Raw genomic sequence first — 22,983 nt, 5'->3', positions numbered from 1 at the left:
TCACGGGCCGTCGGATGTGGCCCGCGGCCGGACGATCAGCGGCCCGCCGCCCGGCAGCGTGGACCGGGTGATCGAACTGAACGCCCTGACGAAACGGTACGGACCCACGACGGCCGTCGACACCCTGAGCCTGACAGTGCGCCCCGGCCACGTCACCGGGTTCCTCGGCCCGAACGGCGCCGGCAAGTCCACCACCCTGCGGATGATCCTCGGCCTCACCACCCCGACCAGTGGGACGGTGACGGTGGACGGCGTCCGGTTCGCCGATCGGCCGCGCGGCCTGCACCACGCCGGGGCGCTGCTGGACGCGGCGGACGTGCACGGCGGGCGCAGCGCGCTGGCCCACCTGTCCGCGCTGGCCCGCAGCAACGGCATCGGCCGTGGCCGGGTGCACGAGGTGCTGCGGGAGGTCGGCCTGGCCGGCGCGGCCGGGCGGCGGATCGGCGGCTTCTCCCTCGGCATGCGGCAGCGGCTCGGCATCGCCGCCGCGCTGCTCGGCGACCCGCCGGTGCTGCTGTTCGACGAGCCGTTCAACGGCCTGGACCCGGAGGGGGTGCGCTGGGTGCGGGACCTGTTCCGGCGGCTGGCCGCCGAGGGCCGGACGGTCTTCGTGTCCAGCCACCTGATGAGCGAGATGGAGCACTGCGCCGACCGGCTCGTGGTGATCGGCCGGGGCGTGCTGATCGCGGAGCAGAGCCTCGCCGAGTTCGCCGCCCGCAGCACCCGCGCCAGCGTGACCGTACGTACGCCCGACCCGGCCGCGCTAACCGCCGTGCTGGCGGCCGAGGGTGCGCAGGTCGTACCGGCCGACGCCGGGGCGCTCGTCGTGGCCGGTCTGACGGCCGCCCGGATCGGCGACCTCGCGCTGGCCCACGGCATCGGGCTGCACGAACTGACCACCCGCACCGCCTCGCTGGAGGAGGCGTTCATGGAACTCACCGCCGCCAGCGTCGAGTACCACGCCGGCGAGGAGACCCGATGACCACCATGATCGAACCGACCCACCGGTCGACCGTGACCGCGGCGCCGGCCCGGTTCCGCGACCTGCTCGCCGCCGAGTGGATCAAGCTGTGGTCGCTGCGCTCGACCCGGTGGACGCTGCCGCTGGTGTTCCTCTTCGTCGTCGGGGTGAGCGTGCACGCCAGCCTCGCCGACTACCGGAACTGGCCGAGGTACCCGGACGGGACGCGGGAGATGTTCCACCTGTACGGGCCGGCGCGGGACGCCTTCCCCGAGGCCGGTTACCTGCTGCTGATGCTCGCCGCCACCAGCGTCGGCGCGCTGACCGTCGTCGGCGAGTACCAGAGCGGGCTGATCCGGGCCACGTTCGCCGCCGTTCCCGCCCGCTGGTCGGTGGTGGTCGCGAAGGCGGCCGTGCTGACCGCGGTGATGCTCGTGCTGGGCCTGGTCACCGCGGCGACCGCGTTCTGGGCGTCCCAGGCGATCCTGTCCGGGCGGGACGCCGGCTGGTCGATCGGCGATCCGGGGGTGGCGCGGGCGGTCCTGGGCAGTGCCCTGCTGGTGCCGGTCTGCGCGCTGATCGGGATGGGGCTGGGCGCGGTGATCCGGCACGCCGCCGGGGCCGTCGTGGCGGCCACCGTGCTGCTCGTGCTGCTGCCGCTGGTGGTGGACAGCGACAAGCACCGGTGGATCGCCGAACTCCGGCACGTGCTGCCCGTCCCGGCCTGGCAACGGCTGATCGAGGTGCACCCCGACGTCCTGTACCCGGACCGGTTCCCGGCCACCGTCACCGGCTCCTGGCTCGCGTTCGCCGGCTGGTCCCTGGCCGCGACGCTGGTCGCCGTGGCCGTCGTCCACCGTCGCGACCCGTAGCCGCCCCGCCGCCGCCGAGGTGTAAGGAAGGGCCCTTTCCTATCCAAAAACGATAGGAAGGGGCCCTTCCTTACACCGAAGTCAGGCGACGACGGAGACCATGCGGCCCTTGACGACGATGACCTTGCGGGGCTCCTTGCCGGCCAGGGACGCCGCGACCGCCTCCAGGGCCGCCGCGCGGACGGTCTCCTCGGAGGCGTCGGCGGGGACCTCGACCCGGCCCCGCACCTTGCCGTTGATCTGCACCGGGTAGGTCACCGTCTCGGCCACCAGCAGCGCCGGGTCGGCGGTCGGGAAGTCCGCGTACGTCAGGGAGGTGTCGTGCCCCAGCCGGCGCCACAGCTCCTCGGCCACGTGCGGGGCGAACGGCGCCAGCATCAGCACCAGCGGCTCGGCCACCTCGCGCGGAGTCTCCGACAGCCGGGTCAGCCCGTTGGTCAGCTCGATCAGCTTGGCGATCGCGGTGTTGAACCGGATCGCCTCCATGTCGCCGCGGACCCCGTCGACCACCTTGTGCAGCAGCCGCCGGGTCGCGGAGTCGGCGGGCGCGTCGGTGACCCGCAGCTCGCCGGTCTGCTCGTCGACGACCGCCCGCCAGACCCGCTGCAGGAAGCGGTACGAGCCGACCACCGCCCGGGTCTCCCACGGGCGGGACACCTCCAGGGGACCCATCGACATCTCGTAGACCCGGAAGGTGTCCGCGCCGTACGCGGCGCACATCTCGTCCGGGGTGACCACGTTCTTCAGGGACTTGCCCATCTTGCCGTACTCGCGCTTGACGGCCGTGTCGCCCAGGTAGAAGCCGCCGTCGCGCTCGGTCACGTCCTCGGCGGGCACGTACGCGCCCCGGGCGTCGGTGTACGCGTACGCCTGGATGTAGCCCTGGTTGAACAGCTTGCGGAACGGCTCGAACGACGAGACGTGGCCCAGGTCGTACAGCACCTTGTGCCAGAACCGGGCGTACAGCAGGTGCAGCACGGCGTGCTCGGCGCCGCCGACGTACAGGTCGGTGCCCCCGCAGTCGCCCTCGCCGCGCGGCCCCATCCAGTACCGCTCGTTCTCCGCGTCGACGAACCGCTCCGAGTTGGTCGGGTCCAGGTAGCGCAGCTCGTACCAGCAGGAGCCGGCCCACTGCGGCATCACGTTGGTCTCGCGGGTGTAGCGTTTCGGGCCGTCGCCCAGGTCCAGCTCCACCTCGACCCAGTCGCGCCGGCGCGACAGCGGGGTCTCCGGGTTGCTGGCGGCGTCCTCCGGGTCGAAGGTGCGTGGCGAGAAGTCGTCCACCTCGGGCAGCTCGACCGGCAGCATCTCCTCCGGCAGGGCGATCGCGGCGCCGGTCTCGTCGTACACGATCGGGAACGGCTCGCCCCAGTAGCGCTGCCGGGAGAACAGCCAGTCGCGCAGCCGGTAGGTCACCGCGCCGGCGCCGTGCCCGTTGGCCTCCAGCCACTCGATGATCCGGGCCTTGGCGTCGGCGACCCCCAGGCCGTTCAGGTCCAGGCCGCGGTCGGGCGCGGCGCTGTTGATCGCCGGGCCGTCCCCGGTGTACGCCTTGCCGTCGAAGCCCTCCGACGGCTGCACGGTGCGCACGATCGGCAGGTCGAAGACCTCGGCGAACGCCCAGTCCCGCTCGTCCTGGGCGGGCACCGCCATGATCGCGCCGGTGCCGTAGCCGGCCAGCACGTAGTCCGCGATGAAGATCGGGATCTGCGCGCCGTTCACCGGGTTGGTGGCGTACGCCCCGACGAAGACGCCGGTCTTCTCCTTCGTCTCGGCCTGCCGCTCCACGTCGGTCTTGGCCGCCGCCGCCTTGCGGTACGCCTCCACGGCCGCCCGGGGGTTGGCGTGCCCGCCGGTCCACGCGTCCTTCGTGCCCTCCGGCCAGGCCGCCGGCACCAGCGCGTCGACCAGCTCGTGCTCCGGCGCCAGCACCATGTAGGTCGCGCCGAAGACGGTGTCCGGACGGGTGGTGAACACCCGGATCGGCTCGGCCGTGGTCGGGAAGTCGATGTGCGCGCCGGTGGAGCGGCCGATCCAGTTGCGCTGCATCAGCTTGATCGGCTCGGGCCAGTCCAGCGTGTCCAGGTCGTCCAGCAGCCGGTCACCGTACGCGGTGATCCGCATCATCCACTGCTTCAGGTTGCGCTTGAAGACCGGGAAGTTGCCCCGCTCGGAGCGGCCGTCGGCGGTGACCTCCTCGTTGGCCAGCACGGTGCCCAGCCCGGGGCACCAGTTGACCGGGGCCTGCGACACGTACGCCAGCCGGTGGTCGTCGACGACGGCCCGCCGCTCGGCGACGGACAGCTCCGCCCACGGCCGGCCGTCGGGCGTGGGCCGGTTGCCGCCCTCGAACTCGGCGATCAGCTCGGCGATCGGACGGGCCCGCTTCGCCTCGGTGTCGTACCAGGAGTTGAAGACCTGCAGGAAGATCCACTGGGTCCAGCGGTAGAAGTCGGTGTCGATGGTGGCGACCGAGCGGCGCTCGTCGTGGGCCAGGCCCAGCCGGCGCAGCTGCGCCTTGTAGCGCTCGATGTTGGCCACGGTCGTGGTCCGCGGGTGCGTGCCGGTCTGCACCGCGTACTGCTCGGCGGGCAGGCCGAACGCGTCGAAGCCCATCGCGTGCAGCACGTTGCGCCCCGCCATCCGCTGGTAGCGGGCGAAGCAGTCGGTGCCGATGTAGCCCAGCGGGTGCCCGACGTGCAGACCGGCGCCCGACGGGTACGGGAACATGTCCAGCACGTACAGCTTCTCGGCCCCGGCCCGGGGGTGGCCGGGATCGGCCAGCGGGCCGGTCGGGTTGGGAGCGTGGAAGGTGCCCTCCCGCGCCCAGATGTCCTGCCAGCGTTGCTCGATCTCCTCGGCCAGGGCCGCGGTGTACCGGAACGGGGGAATGTCGCCCGCCGCTGCTGCCTCACTCATGGCGTCTCCTCGCTTCGCTCGTCGCCGCCGGCCACGCCACGGCCGGGCTGGATGCTGACCTCGCTCGGCGCGGTCATGTCGGTATGGATCGGGTCTGCTCCCCCGGCACCGTGCCGTCGGGGCCGGCGCCGGGCCGACCGCCGGGGTGCCCGGCGGAGGGCACAAAAAAGCCCCTCGCGCAGGAGGGGCCGCCGTGCTGTCGCGCGTCAGCGCATCAGCACGGCCCGGTAAGAAGCAGGAAGACTCCGGCCATGACCGGGAGTGTACCCGCCGTCCCATCCCGCACGCCGCCCGCTACCACGAGTCGGGACGGAGCTCGATCCGGGACGCCCTGCGTGATCATGGTCGGCACGCTGAGCGACGGGCGGGGTCCCCCGACCCGGCGAATATTCGGGGCGTAACCGACGGTCCACCTGCGGGGGTCGGCGACAGCGAGAAACATGGTTAGCCTGAGATACCAGTGAGATTCCTGCGGCAGACGAGGCTCGGCGCCGCGAACCCAACGGCGGGTCCAGCTGCTCTATACAGAGCTGCCGTCCGGCGACGAGGAGGAGGCCCGTGACACAACAGACCTGGGACGAGGTGGGCGGCCTGTTGCCGCACGACGAGTTCCGCGCCGCCAGCGAAGCCATCGTCTCGAACATCGAGCAGGTCATCGAGGGCAAGACCGCCACCGTGCGGCTCGCCCTGGCGGTGCTGCTCGCCGAGGGGCACCTGCTCATCGAGGACGTGCCGGGCGTCGGCAAGACGAAGCTCGCCAAGGCCATGGCCCGCTCGATCGACTGCTCGGTGCGCCGCATCCAGTTCACCCCGGACCTGTTGCCCAGCGACGTCACCGGGGTCAGCGTCTACAACCAGGAGACGCACGACTTCGAGTTCCGGCCCGGCGCGGTCTTCGCCAACCTGGTCGTCGGCGACGAGATCAACCGCGCCTCGCCGAAGACCCAGTCGGCGCTGCTGGAGTGCATGGAGGAGCGGCAGGTCACCGTCGACGGCGTCACCTACCAGCTCCAGACGCCGTTCATGGTCGTCGCCACCCAGAACCCGATCGAGATGGAGGGCACCTACCCCCTCCCCGAGGCGCAGCGAGACCGGTTCACCGCCCGCATCGCCATGGGCTACCCGGACCCGAACGCGGAGCTGGCCATGCTCGACGGGCACGGCGCCACCGACCCGCTGGACGAGCTGCGACCGGTCTGCGACGCCAACACGGTGCGGCAGCTCATCGGGCACGTCCGGCAGGTGCACGTCGCCGACGCCGTCAAGCAGTACGCGATCGACCTGGTCACCGCGACCCGCGAGGCGCCCGACCTGCGCCTCGGGGCCTCGCCGCGGGCCACCCTCCAGTTGCTGCGCACCGCCCGCGCGGTCGCCGCCCTCGAGGGGCGGGACTACGTCCTCCCCGACGACCTGCAGGCGCTGGCCGTGCCGGTGCTCGCGCACCGGATCATCCCGACCGCCGACGCCCAACTGGCCCGGCGCACCACCGACGCCATCGTCTCCGAGCTGGTGCACCGGCTGCCGCTGCCGCACGACCGCAAGCGCTCCCCGTACGACACCCGACCCACGGGCGAGGGCAACGGCCGAGCCTCCTACGAGCCGCGGGGGCGGTGACGTGCGAGACGGGCTGCGAGGGCTGACGACCCGCGGCCGATCGTTCCTGGCGGCCGCGGTCGCGGCCGCGATCTCGGCCGGCATCCTCGGCGAGAAGGATCTGCTCCGGGTGGCCGTCCTGCTGGCCGTCCTGCCGCTGCTCGCCGCCGCCTACGTGGGGCGCAGCCGCTACAAGCTGGCCTGCAACCGGTCGCTGGACCCGCACCGGGCGCCCGTGGGGGCGAGTTCCCGGGTGGTGCTGCGGCTGCAGAACCTGTCCCGGCTGCCCACGGGCACCCTGCTGCTGGAGGACCGGCTGCCCTACGCGCTGGGCAGCCGGCCGCGGGTGGTGCTGGAGCGGCTCGGCGCCCACCAGGCCAGCTCGGTGGCGTACACGGTGCGGGCCGACGTGCGCGGCCGCTACGAGGTGGGCCCGCTGGTGGTCCGGATGACCGACCCGTTCGGGCTGTGCGAGCTCAGCCGCGCCTTTCCGAGCACCGACCACCTGACCGTCATCCCGCAGGTCACCCCGCTGCCCTCGGTGCGCCTGCCCGGCGAGTACGCCGGCAGCGGCGACAGCCGGGCCCGCTCGGTCGCCGTGCACGGCGAGGACGACGCCGCCACCCGCGAGTACCGGATGGGCGACGACCTGCGCCGGGTGCACTGGAAGTCGACCGCGCGCACCGGCGAGCTGATGGTGCGCCGGGAGGAGCAGCCGTGGGAGAGCCGGGCGACCGTCGTGCTGGACACCCGCGCGTACGGCCACCGGGGCGACGGGCCGACGGCGTCCTTCGAGTGGGCGGTCTCCGCCGCCGCGAGCATCGCGGTGCACCTGCGGCAGGCCGGCTACAAGCTGCGCCTGGTCACCGGCTCCGGTGCCGACGTCGACGCCTCCGAGGCGGCCGGCGACGGGCTGCTCCTCGACCAGCTCGCCGAGGTCGGCCTCGACAAGAACGTCGAGCTCACCACGTTGGTGCAGCGGGTCCGGCAGCGGGCGGACGGCGGCCTGATCATCGGCCTGTTCGGCTCGCTGAGCACGGCCGAGGCCGAGCTGCTGGCCGGGCTGCGGGGCAACGGCGCGACCTGCGTCGGCTTCCTGTTGGACAGCTCCACCTGGCTCAACCTGCCCGCGAAGGCGCGGGCCGAGGCCGACCACGCGCACGGTGCCGCCGCGCTCGCCCTGCTGCAGAGCGGCTGGCGGGTGATCGGGGTCGACCACGGCGCCCGGTTGCCGGCGTTGTGGCCGCAGGCGGCCCGCGGTTCGCAGGGCTTCGCCCTGCGGGCGGCGATGGCCGAGACGGTGGCCGGCGGCGTGCGATGAACGGAAGGGTCCCCTCATGATCGCCCACCGGAACCTGGGCTTCGTGGCCGCCGCGGCGACGCTGCTCGCCGCGGCGCCGCTGTCGGCCATCTTCGAGCGCTGGACGTGGCTGATCCAGGCCACCATCGCGGTGGCCGTGGTCGCGGCCGTGGCCGCGCTCGCCCGACTGGCACGGGTGCCGCTCTGGGGGCAGGTGCTCGGCATGCTGGCCGGCCTGACGCTGGCCCTGACCTGGCTCTTTCCCGGCGGCACCGAGCTGCTCGCCTTCCTGCCCACGCCGGCGACCTTCGCGCACTTCGGCGACCTGTTCAGCGGGTCGATGGAGGACATGCGCTCCTACGGCGTCGAGGTGCCCGACACCGACCCGCTGCTGTTCATCACCGTGCTGGGGATCGGCGGCGTGGCGGTGGTGGTCGACGTGCTCGCCGTCGGGCTGCGCCGGCCGGCGCTGGCCGGCCTGCCGATGCTGGCCATCTACTCCGTGCCGGTCGCGGTCTACGTCGACAGCGTCCCGCCGGTGCCGTTCGTCGTCGGCGCCGCCGGCTACCTCTGGCTGCTGGTGACCGACAACGTCGACCGGGTCCGCCGGTTCGGCCGGCGGTTCACCGGCGACGGCCGGGACGTCGACGTGTGGGAGTCCTCGCCGCTGGCCGCCGCCGGCCGGCGGCTCGCGGTGCTCGGCGTGGCGCTGGCCGTGGTGCTGCCGCTGGCCGTGCCGGGGATGACCGGCGGGCTGCTCGACACCCTGACCTCCGGCTCCGGCTCCGGAAACGGCAACGGGCGTCCCGGGCAGGGCGGCGCCCCGGGCCAGATCGACCTGTTCGCGGCGCTGAGCGGGCAGCTCAACCAGTCCGAGGTGGCCGATCTGGTCAAGGTCACCACCAACGAGCCCAGCCCGTTCTACCTGCGCTTCGGCGTCGCCGACGAGCTCACGTCGAGCGGCTTCGACGTGGGCAACCCCCGGGGCCGCTCCGTCGACAACCTGCCGGCCCCCTCCGCGCCCTCCGGCGAGGGCGTCGAGCGGCGGACGTACCGGGCCACGGTCGAGGTCACGAAGAACCTCGACATGCCGCTGCTGCCGGTCTACACCGAGCCGGTGCGCACCGAGGACCTGAACGGCAACTGGTTGTACGACCCGAACCTGCAGGTCGTCTTCTCCAACCGCGACAACGCCCGCGGCAAGCGCTACGCGTTCGACTACGTGCGCTCGACGTACACGCCCGAGGCGCTGCGTCGGGCGCGACCGCTGCCGTCGGACCACTCGGTGCGGCGCGCGCACCCGGCGCCGCCGCCGATCCCGGAGGTGGAGGAGCTGGTCCGCACGCTGGTGGCGAACAAGAACACCGAGTACGACAAGGTCCGCGGGATCTACGACTACTTCTCCGCCGACAACGGCTTCACCTACTCGCTGAGCACCAAGGGCGGCACCAGCGGTCAGGAGATCGTCGACTTCCTCAACAACAAGGTCGGCTTCTGCCAGCAGTACGCCGCCGCGATGGCGTGGCTGGTCCGGGCCGCCGGGATCCCGGCCCGGGTGGCGTTCGGGTTCACCAACGGCAGCAACTCCAGCAACGGCACGTACACGCTGAACAACCGGAACCTGCACGCCTGGACGGAGGTCTACTTCAACGGCATCGGCTGGGTGCCGTTCGACGCGACCCCCACGTACGGCGTGCAGGGCTCGATCCGGCCGGACTGGGCCCCCGACATCGACGCCCCCGAGGACGACACGCCGACCCCGGGCCCGTCGACGCCGGCCGGCGAGGTCGACCCGTCGGCCGGCCCGGCGGGCCCCGAGGGCCCCGAGGAGGACCCCGACCCCGGCCTGGCCGTCGGCGCGGCGGGCCCGGCCGAGCAGGCCCCCGTCTGGCCCTGGTACGCGGCCGGCGCGGTGCTCCTCCTGCTGGCCCTGCTCGCCCTGCCGGCGCTGCGCCGGCTGGCCCTGCGGAGGCGGCGCAGCGGCCCGGCGACGCCGTCCGCGACGGCCGTACACGCCGGGGAGGCCGGCGACGCGCCCGCCGACGGGCGGCGCATGGTGGTCATGGTGGACGCCGAGCGGGCCCGGGCGGACGCGCACGCCGCCTGGGACGAACTGCTCGACACGCTGGTGGACTACCGGGTGCGGGTGGACCGGACGGAGACGCCGCGGGCCACGGCCGACCGGCTGTCCCGGGAGGCACTCGCCGCCGACGCCGACGCCACCACGGCGGTACGGCTGCTCGGCCGCGCCGAGGAACGTGCCCGCTACGCGCGCGACCCGCTCACCGGCGAGCCCCTCCCGCCGGCCCTGCGCGCCATCCGCGGCGCGCTCGCCGCGCAAGCCGACCGGCGTACCCGCCTGGCGGCGGCGGTGCTGCCGCCCTCGGTGCTGCTGCGCTGGCGACTGGCCACGGCCGACGCGTCGTCCCGGCTGCTGGCGGCGGGCGGACGCAGCCGCTCCCGGCTGCTGCGTTGGAGTCCGCGCCGCCTGCTGGCCGACCGCATGGCCCGCTGACACGCGCGGCCCACTCGGACGGGCCGGGAGAGGCGACCTCGCCGCTCCCGGCCCTTTCCGTCGCGGCCGTCCCGGCGCAGGCTGCCGCCGTGAAGGGGCTGGTAGGCGGGCCGAAGCAGCGCGGGCGGGCGGGCCCGAGCAGCGCGGGCGGGCGGGCCCGAGCAGCGCGGGCGGGCGGGCCCGAGCAGCGCGGGCGGGCGGGCCCGAGCAGCGCGGGCGGGCGGGCCACGGGGCTTGAAGGCGATCGAAGTGTCCGAGGTCGGCCCGGGCGAGCCGGCCGGCCGCGAAAGGTCATAAATCGCCGAGGCGGGCCGGGCACGCGACACGTCGGAGGCCGTCGGGGCGAGCACGGGCGCGGAACATCGGAGGCCGCCGGGGCGGGCGGGGAACGTCGGAGGTCGCCCAGGCGGGCCCAGCCAGGGGCGTGCGGAAACGCCACAGCTCGCCGGACGTGCCGGCGACGCGGTTCGTCGTCGCAGTGGTGCGACCCGCTCAGTCGCGGTGGTGCGACCCGCTCAGCGGCGGGCCGGGCTCAGCGGTGCCCCTCCGGGCGCTGCCGCCACCGGTCCTCCATCCGGTCAAGGATCGAGGGCCGCCGACCCGTACGACCGCGGGGGCGGCGACGACTCGTCGTGCCTCCCACGACGTGCAGGTCAGGTGACTGCGCCCGACGATGCGACTGCACCGCGAACGCGGCCGAGGCCAGCATGACGACAAAACCCGCCACTGCCAGCGGCGGAGTCTTGATCACCGCGCCATAGACCAACAAGGCCAGCCCAGCGATGATCACGCCGGCAGCGACGAGCAGGCGACGCCGCGCGTGGAAACGCGGATCGCTGGCGCGCACGGCCGAGGCGAATTTGGGGTCCTCGGCAAGCGACCGCTCGATCTGCTCGAACAGCCGCTGCTCGTGCTCCGAGAGCGGCACGGCACTCCTCCCCGGTCACGTGGGTCGGCCCGGTCGGACCGACAGACCGTGGCAGCCAACCGGCTGCTTACCCGCAAGTCTACGAGGGCCCTCGCGCGTCGGAAAGCGGGACGACCTACGGCCGGGGTGGATTTTCATTTCGTCGCCCGTCCCGGGCCCCGAGCAGACTGGCCGGACCTATGACGGACCGCCCGAAACGGGCAGCCGCGGCGTCGGCGGCAGCCTCCGCTTCGCGCCAGCCCCGCTCGGGGGCGCCGAGGGTGAGCTGCCGCGGGGTCTCCTGCGCCGGGGCGAGGCCCTCGACGCGTACGCCGACCAGACGGATGCGCTCTCCCGGGTCGAGCGCGGTGTAGAGCGCCCAGACCGTGTCGAAGATCTCCCGGGCGACGTCGGTCGGCACGCCCGAGGTGCGCGACCGGTTGACGGTGCGGAAGTCGGCCAGCCGGACCTTCAGCGACACCGTCCGCCCCACCTGCCCGGCCCCGCGGAGCCGGGCCCCCACCTTCTCGGCGAGGGCGAGCAGCGCCCGGCGGATCTCCAGGGGATCGGCCACGTCGACGTCGAAGGTCACCTCCGCACCGATCGACTTCTCGACCTGCTCGGGGCTGACCCGGCGTGGGTCCCGCCCCCAGGCCAGCTCGTGCAGGTGGGCCGCGGACGCCTCGCCGAGCGCCTTGCGCAGCATGCCGACCGGCGCCTCGGCGAGGTCGCCGATGGTGGCCAGGCCGAGCCGGCGCAGCGTCTCGGCGGACCGCTCCCCCACCCCCCACAGCGCCGACACCGGCAGCGGGTGCAGGAAATCGAGCACCCGGGCGGCCGGGACGACGAGCAGCCCGTCGGGCTTGGCGCGGGTCGAGCCGAGCTTCGCCACGAACTTGCTCGGCGCGACCCCGACCGAACAGGTCAGCCCCTGCTCCCCGGCGACGCGCTCGCGGATCCGCCGGGCGATGGCGGCCGGGGAGCCGAAGAGCCGCCGGGCCCCGGCCACGTCGAGGAACGCCTCGTCGAGCGAGAGCGGCTCCACCAGCGGGGTCACGTCCCGGAAGATCTGCATGACCGCCCGGGATGCCGCCGAGTACTGCGCGAAGTCCGGCGGGAGGTAGACCGCGTGCGGGCAGAGCGCGCGGGCCCGCGCGGTGGGCATGGCGCTGCGGACGCCGTAGCGCCGCGCCTCGTAGCTGGCGGAGCTGACCACCCCGCGCGGGCCGACCCCGCCGACCACGACGGCCCGGCCGCGCAGTTCCGGCCGGCGGCGGACCTCGACCGAGGCGAAGAACGCGTCCATGTCGACGTGCAGGACGGGGCAGCCGGAGTCGTCGGCGTCCGGCCCGAACCGGGGATCGCCGCCCCGGGGCAACGACTGGCTGCGGCCCATCCCCGCAGGTTAGCGGGCGCCTCCGACATGCCGCCCGGACGGCCGGCGGCGCGGTGCGTCGCCGGGTCCGCCCGGGCGGCCCGTGCCGTCAGCCCCGGTCGGCGGACGGCGTTCCCGGCGGTACGCGCCGCAGGGCGACGGCGCTGCCGAGCGCCCCGACGAGCAGGATCGCCGCGCCGATGACCGCGGTCACCGTGAAGCCGTCGGTGAAGGCGACGAAGGCCCGGTCGCGCAGCACCCCGGCCACCTCGGCCGGGACCTGGCCGGCCACGGCGAGGGCGCCGCCGACGGTGTCGGTCGCGGTGTGGGCGAGGTCGTCGCCGAGCCCGGCCGGCAGCTCGGTGTCCATCCGGGCGCGGTAGATGCCGGCGGAGATGCTGCCCAGCACGGCGATGCCGAGCGCGCCGCCGAACTCGGTGCTCGTCTCGGAGAGCGCCGAGGCGGCCCCCGCCCGCTCGGGCGGCGCCGTGGTGAGAACGAGCGAGGTCGCCAGGGTGCTGGTCATCCCGACGCCGAGGGTGAGCAGCCCGTAGCTCGCGATCAGCCACCAGACCGGCGCGTCGACCCGCATGGTGCTGACGAGCAGGAAGCCGCCGGCGGCGACGACGAGCCCCGCGGCGACGAGGATCGCGGGCCGGGTCTTCGGGGCGAGCGCGGACGCGAGGGCGACGCCGATGACGCTGCCCACGATGGTCGGGAGCATCCAGAGCGCGGCGTCGATCGGGCTGAGGCCGAGCACCGTCTGCAGGAACGTGACCGCGAGCAGGCCCATGCCCGCGCTGGCGAAGGTGATCGCCGTGTTCGCGCCGATGGCGGCGGAGAAGGAGCTGGCGGCGAAGAGCCGCACGTCGATCATCGGGTGCGCGCTGCGGCGCTGCCGGCGGACGAAGAGGGCGCCCACGGCGAGGCCGACGAGGAGGGCCACCAGCGACGACGGGTTGGGGCCCTCCTCGGCGAAGTGCTTGACGGCGTAGATGACCGGCAGCACGGCCCCCAGGGAGAGCAGGGAGCTGAGCGGGTCGAACCGGCCCGGGTGCGGGTCCTTCGACTCGCGCAGCAGGAACGGCCCGACGGCGAGCAGCAGGAGCATGACGGGGACGTTGATGACGAACACCGAGCCCCACCAGAACCGCTCCAGCAGGAAACCGCCGACGATCGGGCCGATCGCGATGCCGCCGGTGAAGCCGGCCGTCCAGATCCCGACCGCGGTACGGCGCTGGTCTTCGTCGGCGAACATGCCGCGGATGAGGGAGAGCGTCGACGGCGCGAGGGTGGCGCCGCCCAGGCCGAGCAGGGCCCGGGCGGCGATGAGCAGCTCCGGGGTGGTGGCGAACGCGGCCAGCAGGGATGCCGCGCCGAACGCGGCGGCGCCGACGAGCAGGAGCCGGCGCCGTCCGACGCGGTCGCCGAGGCTGCCCATCGTCACCAGCAGACCGGCCATCACGAAGCCGTAGATGTCCATGATCCACAGGTACTGGCCGGTGCTCGGTTCGAGTTCGGCGCTGATCCACGGTGCGGCCATGAACAGCACGGAGAGGTCCATGGAGGCGAGGAGGGCGGGGATCACGAGGGCGACGAGGCCGAGCCACTCGCGACCGCGGGCACGGGGAGGAACAGAGGTGGTCACACGGCGAACCGTACAGCTGTACAAGACATTTGTACAAGACGCTTGTACAAGACGTACGTCCAAGAGGGCGCTACACTGCCGGCATGGGACAGCGAGAGGACCTGCTGGCGGGGGCGAAGCGGTGCCTGGCCGAGAAGGGCTACGCCCACACCACGGCCCGCGACATCGTGGCGGCGGCCGGCGCCCACCTCGGCTCCATCGGCTACCACTTCGGCAGCAAGGACGCGCTGCTGAACGCCGCCGTGCTGGAGACGTTCGACGCCTGGGGGGACGCGATCGCCGCGGCCGTCGTGGCCGAGCCCGGCGGCACACCGCTGGACCGCCTCCGCCGGTTCCTCGACGGGGTGCTCAAGATGGCGCACGAGCAGCGGGCGGTCCTGGTGGCGAGCGTGCAGGCGTACGCCCAGGCGGAATTCGCGCCCGAGGTGCGCGACCAGCTCGCCGCCGTCTACGCCGGCAGCCGGCGGGACCTCGCCGCGCTGACCCTCGACGTGGCGCCGGCGGAGGTCTCGCCGGAACAGGCGCGCCGCTACGGTTCGCTCACCCTGGCGCTCATCAACGGCGCCATGCTCCAGTGGCTGCTCGATCCCGGCTCGGCGCCCAGCGCCGACGACCTCGTGCGAGCCATCGAGGGGTTCGCCGGGCAGGGGCGGTGACGGCGGCAGCCCCCGCCCGCGCCTGACCGCCCGGCCGGCCGGGCGGTCCGCTCCGCGAGACGCCGCCCACCGGCGGGACGGCCACCCGTCCGTCAGCCGCGTACGACCAGCAACGGGATGGTCATCTCGGCGGCGGTGTCCGCCCCGTGGTACGCGACCAGCCGCGACACCATCGGCGGCTCCGACCGGGAGGCCGTCACCGCGTACGTGGCGTTGCAGACGACCACCACGTCGCCGATGCGGAGCAGGTGCTCCTCCGGCACCGGTCCGAACCAGCCGGAGGCCACCACCTCCTCGCGCGTGCGGACCCGGGCCGCGGGGCCGAGCACCGCCGACCAGGCGGCCACGACGTCGTCCACGGCGCCGGGCGTGACGTGCAGGTAGCGGACCCGGGGCTCGCCGGCGACCACCGCCACCCCGGCGCGCAGCCGGGGGTCGGTGTCCAGGTCGACGCGGTGCCCGGCCGGCACGTCGAGCTGGCCGTGGTCGGCGGTGACGAGCAGCGCGGCGTCGGGCGGCAACCCGTCGACGAGCCGGGTGAGCAGCCGGTCCACCTCCGCCGCGGCGATCCGCCACGGCGCCGAGTCGACGCCGGTGAGGTGGCCGTGCCGGTCCAGGTCCGGGTGGTAGCCGGAGACCAGGGTGGGCCCGGGCCCGGCGGCCAGGGCGGTGAGCATCCGCGCGGCGAGCGCGTCGACGCCGGCCGCGCCGCGGTAGTCGCCGCCCCGGTTGGCGGCCACCGTCAGCCCGCTGCCGCCGAACTCCGGCCGGCTCACCACCGTCACCGCGACGCCGGCCGCCCGGGCCCGTTCGAGCTGGGTGCGGACGGGCTGCCAGCGCCGCGGCTCCGGGTCGGCCGCCCACTCGATGTGGTTGAGCACGCGGTCGGTGCCCGGCACCCGCAGGGTGAAGCCGAGCACACCGTGCGCGCCCGGCGCGGCGCCAGTGCCCAGCGTCACCAGGCTGGTCGGCGTGGTGGACGGGAAACCGGAGGTCAGCGGCCGGCCCACGGTCGCGGCGAGCCCGGCCAGGGCCGGCGCGTACGGCGCGGCGGTCGGGATCTGGTGCCAACCGAGGCCGTCCACCAGCAGCACCGCCACCCGGCGCACCCCGGTCAGCGCGGCGCCCAGCCCGAGCGGGTCGGCGGCACCGGGCACGCCGAGCACGGCGAGCGCGCTGGGCAGCACGTCGGCGAGGCTGCCGCCGCCGTAGCGCGGCCCGACGATCTCCAGCGGGTCGGTCACGGGCGACGGGCGAACAGGTGCAACTGGGCGGCGAGGTCCCGCCAGGGGGCCCGCGCGGCGAGCGCCCGCTCCAACTCCACCAGGGCGGCCGGCTGACCGTCCGCGACGGCCGCCGGGAGGAGGTCGGCGAGCACGCGTACGCCGTGGATCTCCTCGACCACGAGCCCGGCGGCGCCGAGCAGCGCGGCGGCGGTCTCGGCGTCGTAGCGCCGGCGCAGCGTGTCCCGGGCGCCCGCGGTGCCGGCCGGGTCGGCGGCCAACGCGGCGGCGACGTCCAGGTGCCCGTTCATCGCCCGACCGAGCACCGCGGCGGCCCGGCCGGCGACCAGCACACTCGCGGCGCCGCCCGGGCGCAGCGCGGCGGCCAGCGCGGCCACTACCGGCCCCGGGTCGTCGACCACCTCCAGCACGGCGTGGCAGAGCACCAGGTCGGCGCTGCCGGGCTCGACCAGCCCGGCGAGCGCGTCGCCGTCGCCCTGCACGGCGCGGACCCGCTCGGCGACGCCGGCCTCGGCGGCCCGGCGGGTCAGCGCGGCGAGCGCGTCGGGACTGGCGTCGACCACGGTGACCCGGTGCCCGGCCTGGGCGAGCGGTACGGCGAAGCCGCCGGTGCCGCCGCCGACGTCGAGCACGGTCAGCGCGGTGTCGCCGCGTCGCTCCAGCTCGGTGCGCAGCACCGACCAGATCACGGCGGTACGGGGGGTCAGCGGCGGCCCGGCGAGCCGGCCTGGGGTCTGCTCCACCCGGTCGAGCCTAGTCACCCGGTCCAACCCCGGCGGGGGCCGCCCGGGGAGGCGGTCAGGACTCGCCGGTGGCGCCGTTCTCCTCGGCCCGCGACCGCAGGGCGTTGGCCACCGGCCCCTCGGTGATCTCGTACTCGCGCGGTTCGGTGTGGTGCGCCGGGGTCCAGCCGGCGTTGAGCCGGGTCCGCCGGGAGTTGGCCACTCCGCCGCTGTATCCGTGATTCCCCGTCATCGGTTCATTCCCCTCGTGCCACGCGGGCCGCTCTGCCCGCGCGAGCAGGAGTCTCCCGCCATCGGCTCCGAAAAACCGTAATGTGGATCACTGTCGTCAACGGAAATCGCGCGATGCCGGGCTGACCGGCGGCTCGATGGCGTCCAGCCGGTCGGCGGTGAGGTTGGTGACTCCCTCGTGCCGCTGCAACCGGCCGCGCACCACCAGGGCCGCGCTGGTGCGGGCGATTCGACGGTAGCGCTGCCAGAGCCCAGGGGAGCAAGTGACATTGAGCATCCCCGTCTCGTCCTCCAGGTTGAGGAACGTGACGCCGCCGGCGGTCGCGGGGCGCTGCCGGTGGGTGACGATCCCGCCGACCCGGATCCGCCGACCCGGCTCCACCCGGCCGAGCCGGGCGATCGGCACCGCGCCGAGGGCGTCGAGCTGCGGGCGGATGAAGCGGGCCGGGTGGCTCTCCGGCGACAGCCCGGTCGCCCACACGTCGGCGACCAGCCGGTCCACCGCCTCCATGCCGGGCAGGGTGGGCGCGGCCGCGCCGGTCACCGTGCCGGGCAGCCGGCCCGGCCGGTCCTGGGCCGCCGCGCCGGCCGCCCAGAGGGCCTGCCGCCGGGACAGCCCGAAACAGGCGAAGGCGTCCGCGGTGGCCAGCGCCTCCAGCTGCGCGGCGGTGAGACCCACGCGCCGGGCCAGGTCCGGCATGTCGCGGTACGGCCCGTGCGCCGTCCGCTCCGCCTCGATCCGCTCGGCCACCTCGTCGCCGAGGGTACGCACGGCGGAGAGCCCGAGCCGGACGGCCGGCCCGCCCAGCCCCCAGGCGTGCGGCGGCTCCCCCGGCGCGCTGCCCCAGCGGGTCCCCGGGGTGGACTCCAGCACCGCCTTCGCGCCGCTGGCGTTGACGTCCGGCCGGCGGACCTCGACGCCGTGCCGGCGGGCGTCGTCGACCAGGGTCTGCGGCGAGTAGAAGCCCATCGGCTGGGCGTTGAGCAGCGCGGCCAGGAACGGGCCGGGGTGGTAGCGCTTGAGCCAGGAGCTGGCGTAGACCAGGTAGGCGAAGCTCATCGCGTGGCTCTCCGGGAAGCCGTAGCTGGCGAACGCGGAGAGCTTGCGGTAGACGTCGTCGGCCAGCTCGCCGGTGATGCCCCGCTCGGCCATGCCCGCGTAGAGGCGGTCGGCGATGCGGGCCATCCGCTCGGCGGAGCGCTTGGCGCCCATCGCCCGGCGCAGCTGGTCGGCCTCCGCGGCGTCGAAGCCGGCCAGGTCGATGGCGAGCTGCATGAGCTGCTCCTGGAACAGCGGCACGCCGAGGGTCTTCTCCAGCGCGTTGCGCATCAGCGGGTGGGCGTATTCCACCGGCTCCTCGCCGTTCTTGCGCCGGATGTAGGGGTGCACCGAGCCGCCCTGGATCGGGCCGGGCCGGATCAGCGCCACCTCGACCACCAGGTCGTAGAACTCGCGGGGCTTCAACCGGGGCAGGGTGGCCATCTGGGCGCGGCTCTCCACCTGGAACACCCCGACCGAGTCGGCCCGGCAGAGCATGTCGTAGACCTCGGGGTCGTCCAGCGACATGCCGCCGAGGTCCAGGCTCATCCCGATCATGTCGTAGCCGTAGTGCAGCGCGGAGAGCATGCCGAGCCCGAGCAGGTCGAACTTGACCAGGCCGACGGCGGCGCAGTCGTCCTTGTCCCACTGGAGCACGCTGCGCCCCGGCATCCGCCCCCACTCCACCGGGCAGACCTCGATCACCGGCCGGTCGCAGATCACCATGCCGCCGGAGTGGATGCCCAGGTGCCGGGGAAAGGTCTGCAGCTCGTTCGCGTACGCGACCACCTGCTCGGGAATGTCCTCGACGTCGACCGCCGCGACCGCGCCCCACCGGTCGATCTGTTTGCTCCAGGCGTCCTGCTGACCGGGTGAGAAGCCGAACGCCTTGGCCACGTCCCGCACCGCCGAGCGGGGCCGGTAGGAGATGACGTTGGCGACCTGGGCGGTGTGCTCCCGGCCGTACCGGGCGTAGACGTGCTGGATGACCTCCTCCCGGCGGTCGGACTCGATGTCCACGTCGATGTCGGGCGGGCCGTCGCGCTCCGGGGCGAGGAACCGCTCGAAGAGCAGCCGGTGCCGGACCGCGTCCACGTTGGTGATCCGCAGCGCGTAGCAGACCGCCGAGTTGGCCGCCGAACCCCGGCCCTGGCAGTAGATGTCCTGCTCGCGGCAGAACGCCACGATGTCGTAGACCACCAGGAAGTAGCCGGGGAAGCCCAGCTCCTCGATCATGTTCAGCTCGTGGTCGAGCTGCGCGTACGCCCTCGGGTGTGCCTCCCGGGGGCCGTAGCGCTCCCGCGCGCCCTGCTCCGTCAGGTGGCGCAGCCAGCTCATCTCGGTGTGCCCTGGCGGCACCGGGTACGCCGGCAGCCGCGGCGCGACGAGCTGGAGGTCGAAGGCGAGTTCGGCCCCGAACTCGGCGGCCCGCGCCACCGACCCCGGGTACGCGGCGAACCGGGCCGCCATCTCGGCACCGCTGCGCAGGTGGGCGGTGCCGGCCGCGGGCAGCCAGCCGTCGATCTCGTCCAGGCTGCGCCGGGCCCGTACGGCGGCGACGGTGGTGGCCAGCCGGCGCCGGCCCGGGGTGGCGTAGTGCACGTTGTTGGTGGCCACCGTGGGCAGGCCGGCCGCCGCCGCCAGCTCGGCGAGCGCGTCGTTGCGGTCGGCGTCGACCGGGTGCCCGTGGTCGGTCAGCTCCACCGCCACCGTCTCCGCGCCGAACAGGGCGGTCAACCGGTCCAGCTCGCGGGCCGCCGCGTCCACCCCCTCGGTGAGCAGCGCCGCCGGCACGTGCCCCTTGCGGCAGCCGGTGAGCACCAGCACGTGGTCGCGCAGCTCCGCGGCGACCTCCTCCAGCTCGCCGTAGACCGGGCGGCCCTTCTCGCCGCCGCGCAGTTGGGCGCGGGCGATGGTCGAGGCGAGCCGGGCGTACCCCTCGTGGCCGTGGGCCAGGAGCAACAGGTGCCGCCCGAGCGGGTCGGGCTCGCCGTTCTGCGGGCCGGGCAGGCCCAGGGAGAGCTCGGCGCCGAAGATCGTCGGCAGGTGCAGCGCGCGGGCCGCCTCGGCGAAGCGCACCACCCCGTAGAAGCCGTCGTGGTCGGTGACGGCGAGGGCGGTGAGCCCCAGCCGGGCGGCCTCCTCGGCCAGTTCCTCGGGGTGGCTGGCGCCGTCGAGGAAGCTGAAGTTGGTGTGGGCGTGCAGCTCGGCGTACGGCACCACGCCGTCGGGGCGGGTCAGCTCCGGCGGCTGGTAGTGCTCCCGCTTGCGGCTCCAGGCGGGAGAGTCGCCGCCGTCGGCGTCCACGGCCAGCGGGTCGACCACGTGCAGGTGCCGCTCGTCACGCGGCCGGCCGCCCGGCCCGCCGGCCCGCCCGGCGCGGGGTTTCCGGCCGGAGAGCACGCGTTCCAGCTCCGACCAGGGCAGCTTCGGGTTGTGGAAGCTCATCGGGGCCCCGCCGGGCTGACGTCGTGCCGCTGCCGCTCGGCGGCGACGCCCGCGGTCGGCCGGGCGCCCTCAGTCATAGATCGCCTCCACCAGCCACTGCCCGGCCTCGACCGCGAGCAGCAGGGCCGTGCCGTCGGCCAGGCAGACCTGGAACCGGGCCCGACGGCGGGCCTCGGCGGGCGCCCACCAGCGTTCGTCGACCGGCCACGGACCGGTCCAGCCGACGATCTCGGCCGGCCGCGCGGTGCCCACGGTCAGCCGGGCCGGCGCGGCGCTGACCTGGAGCCGCGCGCTGACCACCACCGGTTCGCCGGCGGCGTCGTGCACGGCCGCGGCGAGCGGGTCGGGCAGCACCACGGCCGGCGCGGGTGGTGGCAGCCGGCCCGGCCACGGCGGCTCGCCCGACCGCGCCGACGGCCGGCCCGGCACCGGCGACCGGCCGGGCAGGGGCGGTGGGCCGGGGCGGGCCGGCAGGCGTTCGTCCCCCCACGGCACCAGGCGCACCTGGTCGGCGAACGAACGGCCGCCGCCGAGCACCGCGGTGACCACGGCCTCGGGGCCGAGGATGCCCTGCACCCGGCTCAACGCCCGGTGCGCCCGCTCCCGCTCCTCGCCGGCCTCTCCCCACAGGCCGGGTTGCAGGCCGGCCTGGGCGATCACCCCGTCGGGGACCAGCCGCAGCCGGATGATGCCCGCCGTCGGCCGGGCCGGGCGGGCGCCGCCCCGGCCGGTGCCGCCGGACAGCCAGCCGTCGAGCTGCCAGCGCACCCGGTCGGCGATGGCGGCCGAGCTGAGCAGCCCGTCATGCCGCCAGACCCGGTGCAGCTCCTGGCCGTGCGCGGTGACCGCCTCGATGCCGAGGCGGGTGCAGGCCAGCCCGTGCGCCGAGAGCCGGTCGTGCAGCCGCTCTGCCAGCGCCCGGGCGGCGAAGGCCGCCGCGTCGACCCGGTCGAGCGGCTCGTCGTGGTCGGCGGTGACCGCGAGGTCGGCCGGGGGCTGCCGGACGGCGAGCGGACGGTGGTCCCGCCCGGCGGCCAGCCGGTGGGCGAGCGCGCCGTCGAAGCCGAACCGGGCCAGCACGTCGCCGGCGGGCAGCGCGGCGAAGTCACCCAGGGTGCGTACGCCGAGCCGGCGCAGCAGGTCGGTCAGGGCCGGCCGGCCGAGCGCCTCGACCGGCAGGTCGGCGAGGAACCGCGGTGTCGCGCCGGGCGGGACGACCTGCCCGGCGCGGGCGGCCAGCCCGGCGGCGAAGACCCCGTCGGCGATGCCGACCTGGCTCTCCACCGCGCACGCCTGGGCGACGTGCTCGACGATCCGCTCGGCGGCCGCCTCCTCTCCCCCCAGGTAGCGGCTCGGCCCCCGGGCCGCCACCGCGCACGCGCCGGGACGCACCACCTCGACGCCCGCGACCAGCTCCTCGACCGCGGCGACCACCGGCTCGAACGCCCGGGCGTCCCGCCCCGGGTCGTACTCGACGACGGTGAGCTGCGGGCAGCGCCCCTGTGCCTCCCGTTTGCGCAGCCCCCGGCGCACCCCCTCGGCGCGCGCCCGCTCCGAGCAGGCGACCACCCGGTTGGCGTGCAGCACGGCGACCGGGCCGGTGGCGGGCACCCCGTCGACGATCTCGGCGGCGAGCACCGGCCAGTCCGGGCACCAGAGCAGCAGGGTCCGCACCGGCGCACCGGTCATGCCGGACCGACCAGGGTGAGCGGGCCGCGCCGGGAGGTGTCGGTCGCGGCAGCGGGCCCGGCGGACGCGGTGGACGCCGCGATGGGCCCGACGGACGCGGCAGGAGCGGCGACCGGGCGGAGTCGGCCGGCGGCGGACCGGCCGGTGACGGACCCGGCGGCAGGGCCGGGGGCGGAATGGGGGATGACCCGGGTGAGCCCGTCCCCGGGCAGCCACATCTTGATCTCCTTGGGGCGGGCGGCGGCCCCGCGCCCGCGCGCCGAGACGGTGACCTCGCGGCGGCGCAGCCGGCCCCGGCCCGGCCCGAGCCCCTCCCAGGCTCCCCGGACCACCTGGAGGGTCACGTCCGCCCCGTCCCACCGCCCGTACGGGACGAGGACGCTGCCCCGCTGCCGGGCCCGGGCGGCCAGCCGGTTGGCGACCGAGGCGGAGACCGTCGCCGGCACGGCGGTGACCACGACGTCCACCCCGTCGATCAGCGCGGCGATGACGGTGGCCCACTCCGGGCCCGGGTGGGGCACCAGGGCGAGCCGGTCCAGGGCGATGCCGAGCTCGGCGGCCGCGCCCGCCCCGAACGTCGGCACCCCCACCACGGCGCACCACGAACCGGCCCGGGACGCCTCGGCGAGCAGCGCCAGGACCAGCGAGGTGCCGCCGCTGCGCCGGGGCTGACCGGCGGCGACCGCGATCGTGCTGCCGCGCCGCAGCCCCCGGTTGGGCAGCAGCCCGGTCAGCTCCGGGGCCACCGGCAGCACCCGGTGACCACCCGCCGGGTCCGGCGCGCTCGCCGGACGCACCAGAGCGGCCAGTGCGGCGGAACCGACCACCATCCGGCCCGCCATC

At 75.1% G+C, this 22,983-nt stretch carries 16 protein-coding genes; 6 read left to right on the top strand and 10 right to left on the bottom strand.

Going from position 1 to position 22,983, the window contains the following annotated elements; all coding sequences use genetic code 11:
• Positions 1-67: 67 nt before the first annotated feature.
• Both ACFY23_RS08090 and ACFY23_RS08085 read left to right on the top strand, forming a co-directional pair.
• Entirely contained in the window at positions 68-982 is a 915-nt protein-coding gene (locus ACFY23_RS08090) for an ABC transporter ATP-binding protein (RefSeq protein ID WP_387036563.1), read from the top strand.
• Positions 979-1,833 (top strand): ABC transporter permease subunit, encoded by an 855-nt coding sequence (locus ACFY23_RS08085; RefSeq protein WP_350684766.1) that lies wholly within the window; start codon positions 979-981, stop codon positions 1,831-1,833. Before ACFY23_RS08090 ends, ACFY23_RS08085 begins: the two co-directional genes overlap by 4 nt.
• 81 nt (positions 1,834-1,914) lie before the next feature.
• Here ACFY23_RS08085 and leuS read toward each other — a convergent pair whose 3' ends face one another.
• On the bottom strand, positions 1,915-4,752 hold the full coding sequence (leuS, locus tag ACFY23_RS08080; RefSeq protein WP_350684767.1) for a leucine--tRNA ligase: 2,838 nt from the start codon (positions 4,750-4,752) through the stop codon (positions 1,915-1,917).
• 558 nt (positions 4,753-5,310) lie between these two features.
• On the opposite strand from leuS, the gene ACFY23_RS08075 reads away from it, so the two are divergent.
• From ACFY23_RS08075 to ACFY23_RS08065, 3 genes are read left to right on the top strand one after another with little or no spacing between them, the layout of a single operon-like run.
• Positions 5,311-6,366: a MoxR family ATPase gene (locus ACFY23_RS08075; protein ID WP_350684768.1), complete on the top strand. Its 1,056-nt coding sequence runs from the start codon at positions 5,311-5,313 to the stop codon at positions 6,364-6,366.
• A 1-nt stretch (position 6,367) separates the two neighbouring features.
• The gene (locus tag ACFY23_RS08070) at positions 6,368-7,666 is read left to right on the top strand and encodes a DUF58 domain-containing protein (protein WP_350684769.1); all 1,299 of its coding nucleotides are present in this window, start codon (positions 6,368-6,370) and stop codon (positions 7,664-7,666) included.
• 16 nt (positions 7,667-7,682) lie between these two features.
• Entirely contained in the window at positions 7,683-10,160 is a 2,478-nt protein-coding gene (locus ACFY23_RS08065; RefSeq protein WP_350819048.1) for a transglutaminaseTgpA domain-containing protein, read from the top strand.
• 532 nt (positions 10,161-10,692) lie between these two features.
• On the opposite strand, the gene ACFY23_RS08060 is transcribed toward ACFY23_RS08065, so the two are convergent.
• The 3 genes from ACFY23_RS08060 to ACFY23_RS08050 form a co-directional block, all read right to left on the bottom strand.
• A complete protein-coding gene (locus ACFY23_RS08060) occupies positions 10,693-11,088 on the bottom strand; it encodes a DUF3040 domain-containing protein (RefSeq protein WP_350685819.1) in 396 nt (131 codons plus the stop codon).
• Positions 11,089-11,203: 115 nt separating this feature from the next.
• Positions 11,204-12,463, bottom strand: a complete 1,260-nt coding sequence (locus tag ACFY23_RS08055) for a DNA polymerase IV (RefSeq protein ID WP_350685817.1) — start codon at positions 12,461-12,463, stop codon at positions 11,204-11,206.
• 88 nt (positions 12,464-12,551) lie between these two features.
• Positions 12,552-14,090: an MFS transporter gene (locus ACFY23_RS08050; protein WP_350685815.1), complete on the bottom strand. Its 1,539-nt coding sequence runs from the start codon at positions 14,088-14,090 to the stop codon at positions 12,552-12,554.
• Between the two features lie 83 nt (positions 14,091-14,173).
• Here ACFY23_RS08050 and ACFY23_RS08045 point away from each other — a divergent pair, with 83 nt between their 5' ends.
• Positions 14,174-14,746 carry a TetR/AcrR family transcriptional regulator gene (locus tag ACFY23_RS08045; RefSeq protein WP_350685813.1) on the top strand — a complete coding sequence of 191 codons (573 nt, stop codon included), beginning with the start codon at positions 14,174-14,176 and terminating at the stop codon, positions 14,744-14,746.
• Positions 14,747-14,838: 92 nt separating this feature from the next.
• Here ACFY23_RS08045 and ACFY23_RS08040 read toward each other — a convergent pair whose 3' ends face one another.
• From ACFY23_RS08040 to ACFY23_RS08015, 6 genes are all read right to left on the bottom strand, one after another.
• The gene (locus tag ACFY23_RS08040; RefSeq protein WP_387036789.1) at positions 14,839-16,035 is read right to left on the bottom strand and encodes an alkaline phosphatase family protein; all 1,197 of its coding nucleotides are present in this window, start codon (positions 16,033-16,035) and stop codon (positions 14,839-14,841) included.
• Positions 15,987-16,751, bottom strand: coding sequence for a methyltransferase domain-containing protein (locus ACFY23_RS08035; RefSeq protein WP_350685810.1), 765 nt, complete (start codon positions 16,749-16,751; stop codon positions 15,987-15,989). Before ACFY23_RS08035 ends, ACFY23_RS08040 begins: the two co-directional genes overlap by 49 nt.
• Positions 16,752-16,788: 37 nt before the next feature.
• Entirely contained in the window at positions 16,789-16,965 is a 177-nt protein-coding gene (locus ACFY23_RS08030; RefSeq protein WP_350685809.1) for a hypothetical protein, read from the bottom strand.
• Positions 16,966-17,061: 96 nt separating this feature from the next.
• Positions 17,062-20,451: an error-prone DNA polymerase gene (locus ACFY23_RS08025; protein WP_350685808.1), complete on the bottom strand. Its 3,390-nt coding sequence runs from the start codon at positions 20,449-20,451 to the stop codon at positions 17,062-17,064.
• A gap of 69 nt (positions 20,452-20,520) precedes the next feature.
• Complete coding sequence (locus ACFY23_RS08020) at positions 20,521-22,140, bottom strand: DNA polymerase Y family protein (RefSeq protein ID WP_350819050.1); 1,620 nt, start codon at positions 22,138-22,140, stop codon at positions 20,521-20,523.
• Positions 22,137-22,982 carry a hypothetical protein gene (locus tag ACFY23_RS08015; protein WP_350685683.1) on the bottom strand — a complete coding sequence of 282 codons (846 nt, stop codon included), beginning with the start codon at positions 22,980-22,982 and terminating at the stop codon, positions 22,137-22,139. Before ACFY23_RS08015 ends, ACFY23_RS08020 begins: the two co-directional genes overlap by 4 nt.
• Position 22,983: the final 1 nt, after the last annotated feature.

It is taken from the genome of Micromonospora sp. NPDC000121 (assembly GCF_042899165.1).
GTDB lineage: Bacteria > Actinomycetota > Actinomycetes > Mycobacteriales > Micromonosporaceae > Micromonospora.
The sequence above is the reverse complement of the archived record's forward strand: the minus strand, read 5'-3'. Positions and strand labels throughout refer to the sequence as shown.

Excerpts from the sequence above, each read along its gene's own strand:
- leuS (WP_350684767.1), bottom strand. The coding sequence starts at position 4,752 with ATGAGTGAGGCAGCAGCGGCGGGCGACATTCCCCCGTTCCGGTACACC.
- ACFY23_RS08020 (WP_350819050.1), bottom strand. The coding sequence starts at position 22,140 with ATGACCGGTGCGCCGGTGCGGACCCTGCTGCTCTGGTGCCCGGACTGG.
- ACFY23_RS08025 (WP_350685808.1), bottom strand. The coding sequence starts at position 20,451 with ATGAGCTTCCACAACCCGAAGCTGCCCTGGTCGGAGCTGGAACGCGTG.
- ACFY23_RS08055 (WP_350685817.1), bottom strand. The coding sequence starts at position 12,463 with ATGGGCCGCAGCCAGTCGTTGCCCCGGGGCGGCGATCCCCGGTTCGGG.
- ACFY23_RS08045 (WP_350685813.1), top strand. The coding sequence starts at position 14,174 with ATGGGACAGCGAGAGGACCTGCTGGCGGGGGCGAAGCGGTGCCTGGCC.
- ACFY23_RS08030 (WP_350685809.1), bottom strand. The coding sequence starts at position 16,965 with ATGACGGGGAATCACGGATACAGCGGCGGAGTGGCCAACTCCCGGCGG.
- ACFY23_RS08085 (WP_350684766.1), top strand. The coding sequence starts at position 979 with ATGACCACCATGATCGAACCGACCCACCGGTCGACCGTGACCGCGGCG.
- ACFY23_RS08015 (WP_350685683.1), bottom strand. The coding sequence starts at position 22,982 with ATGGCGGGCCGGATGGTGGTCGGTTCCGCCGCACTGGCCGCTCTGGTG.
- ACFY23_RS08065 (WP_350819048.1), top strand. The coding sequence starts at position 7,683 with ATGATCGCCCACCGGAACCTGGGCTTCGTGGCCGCCGCGGCGACGCTG.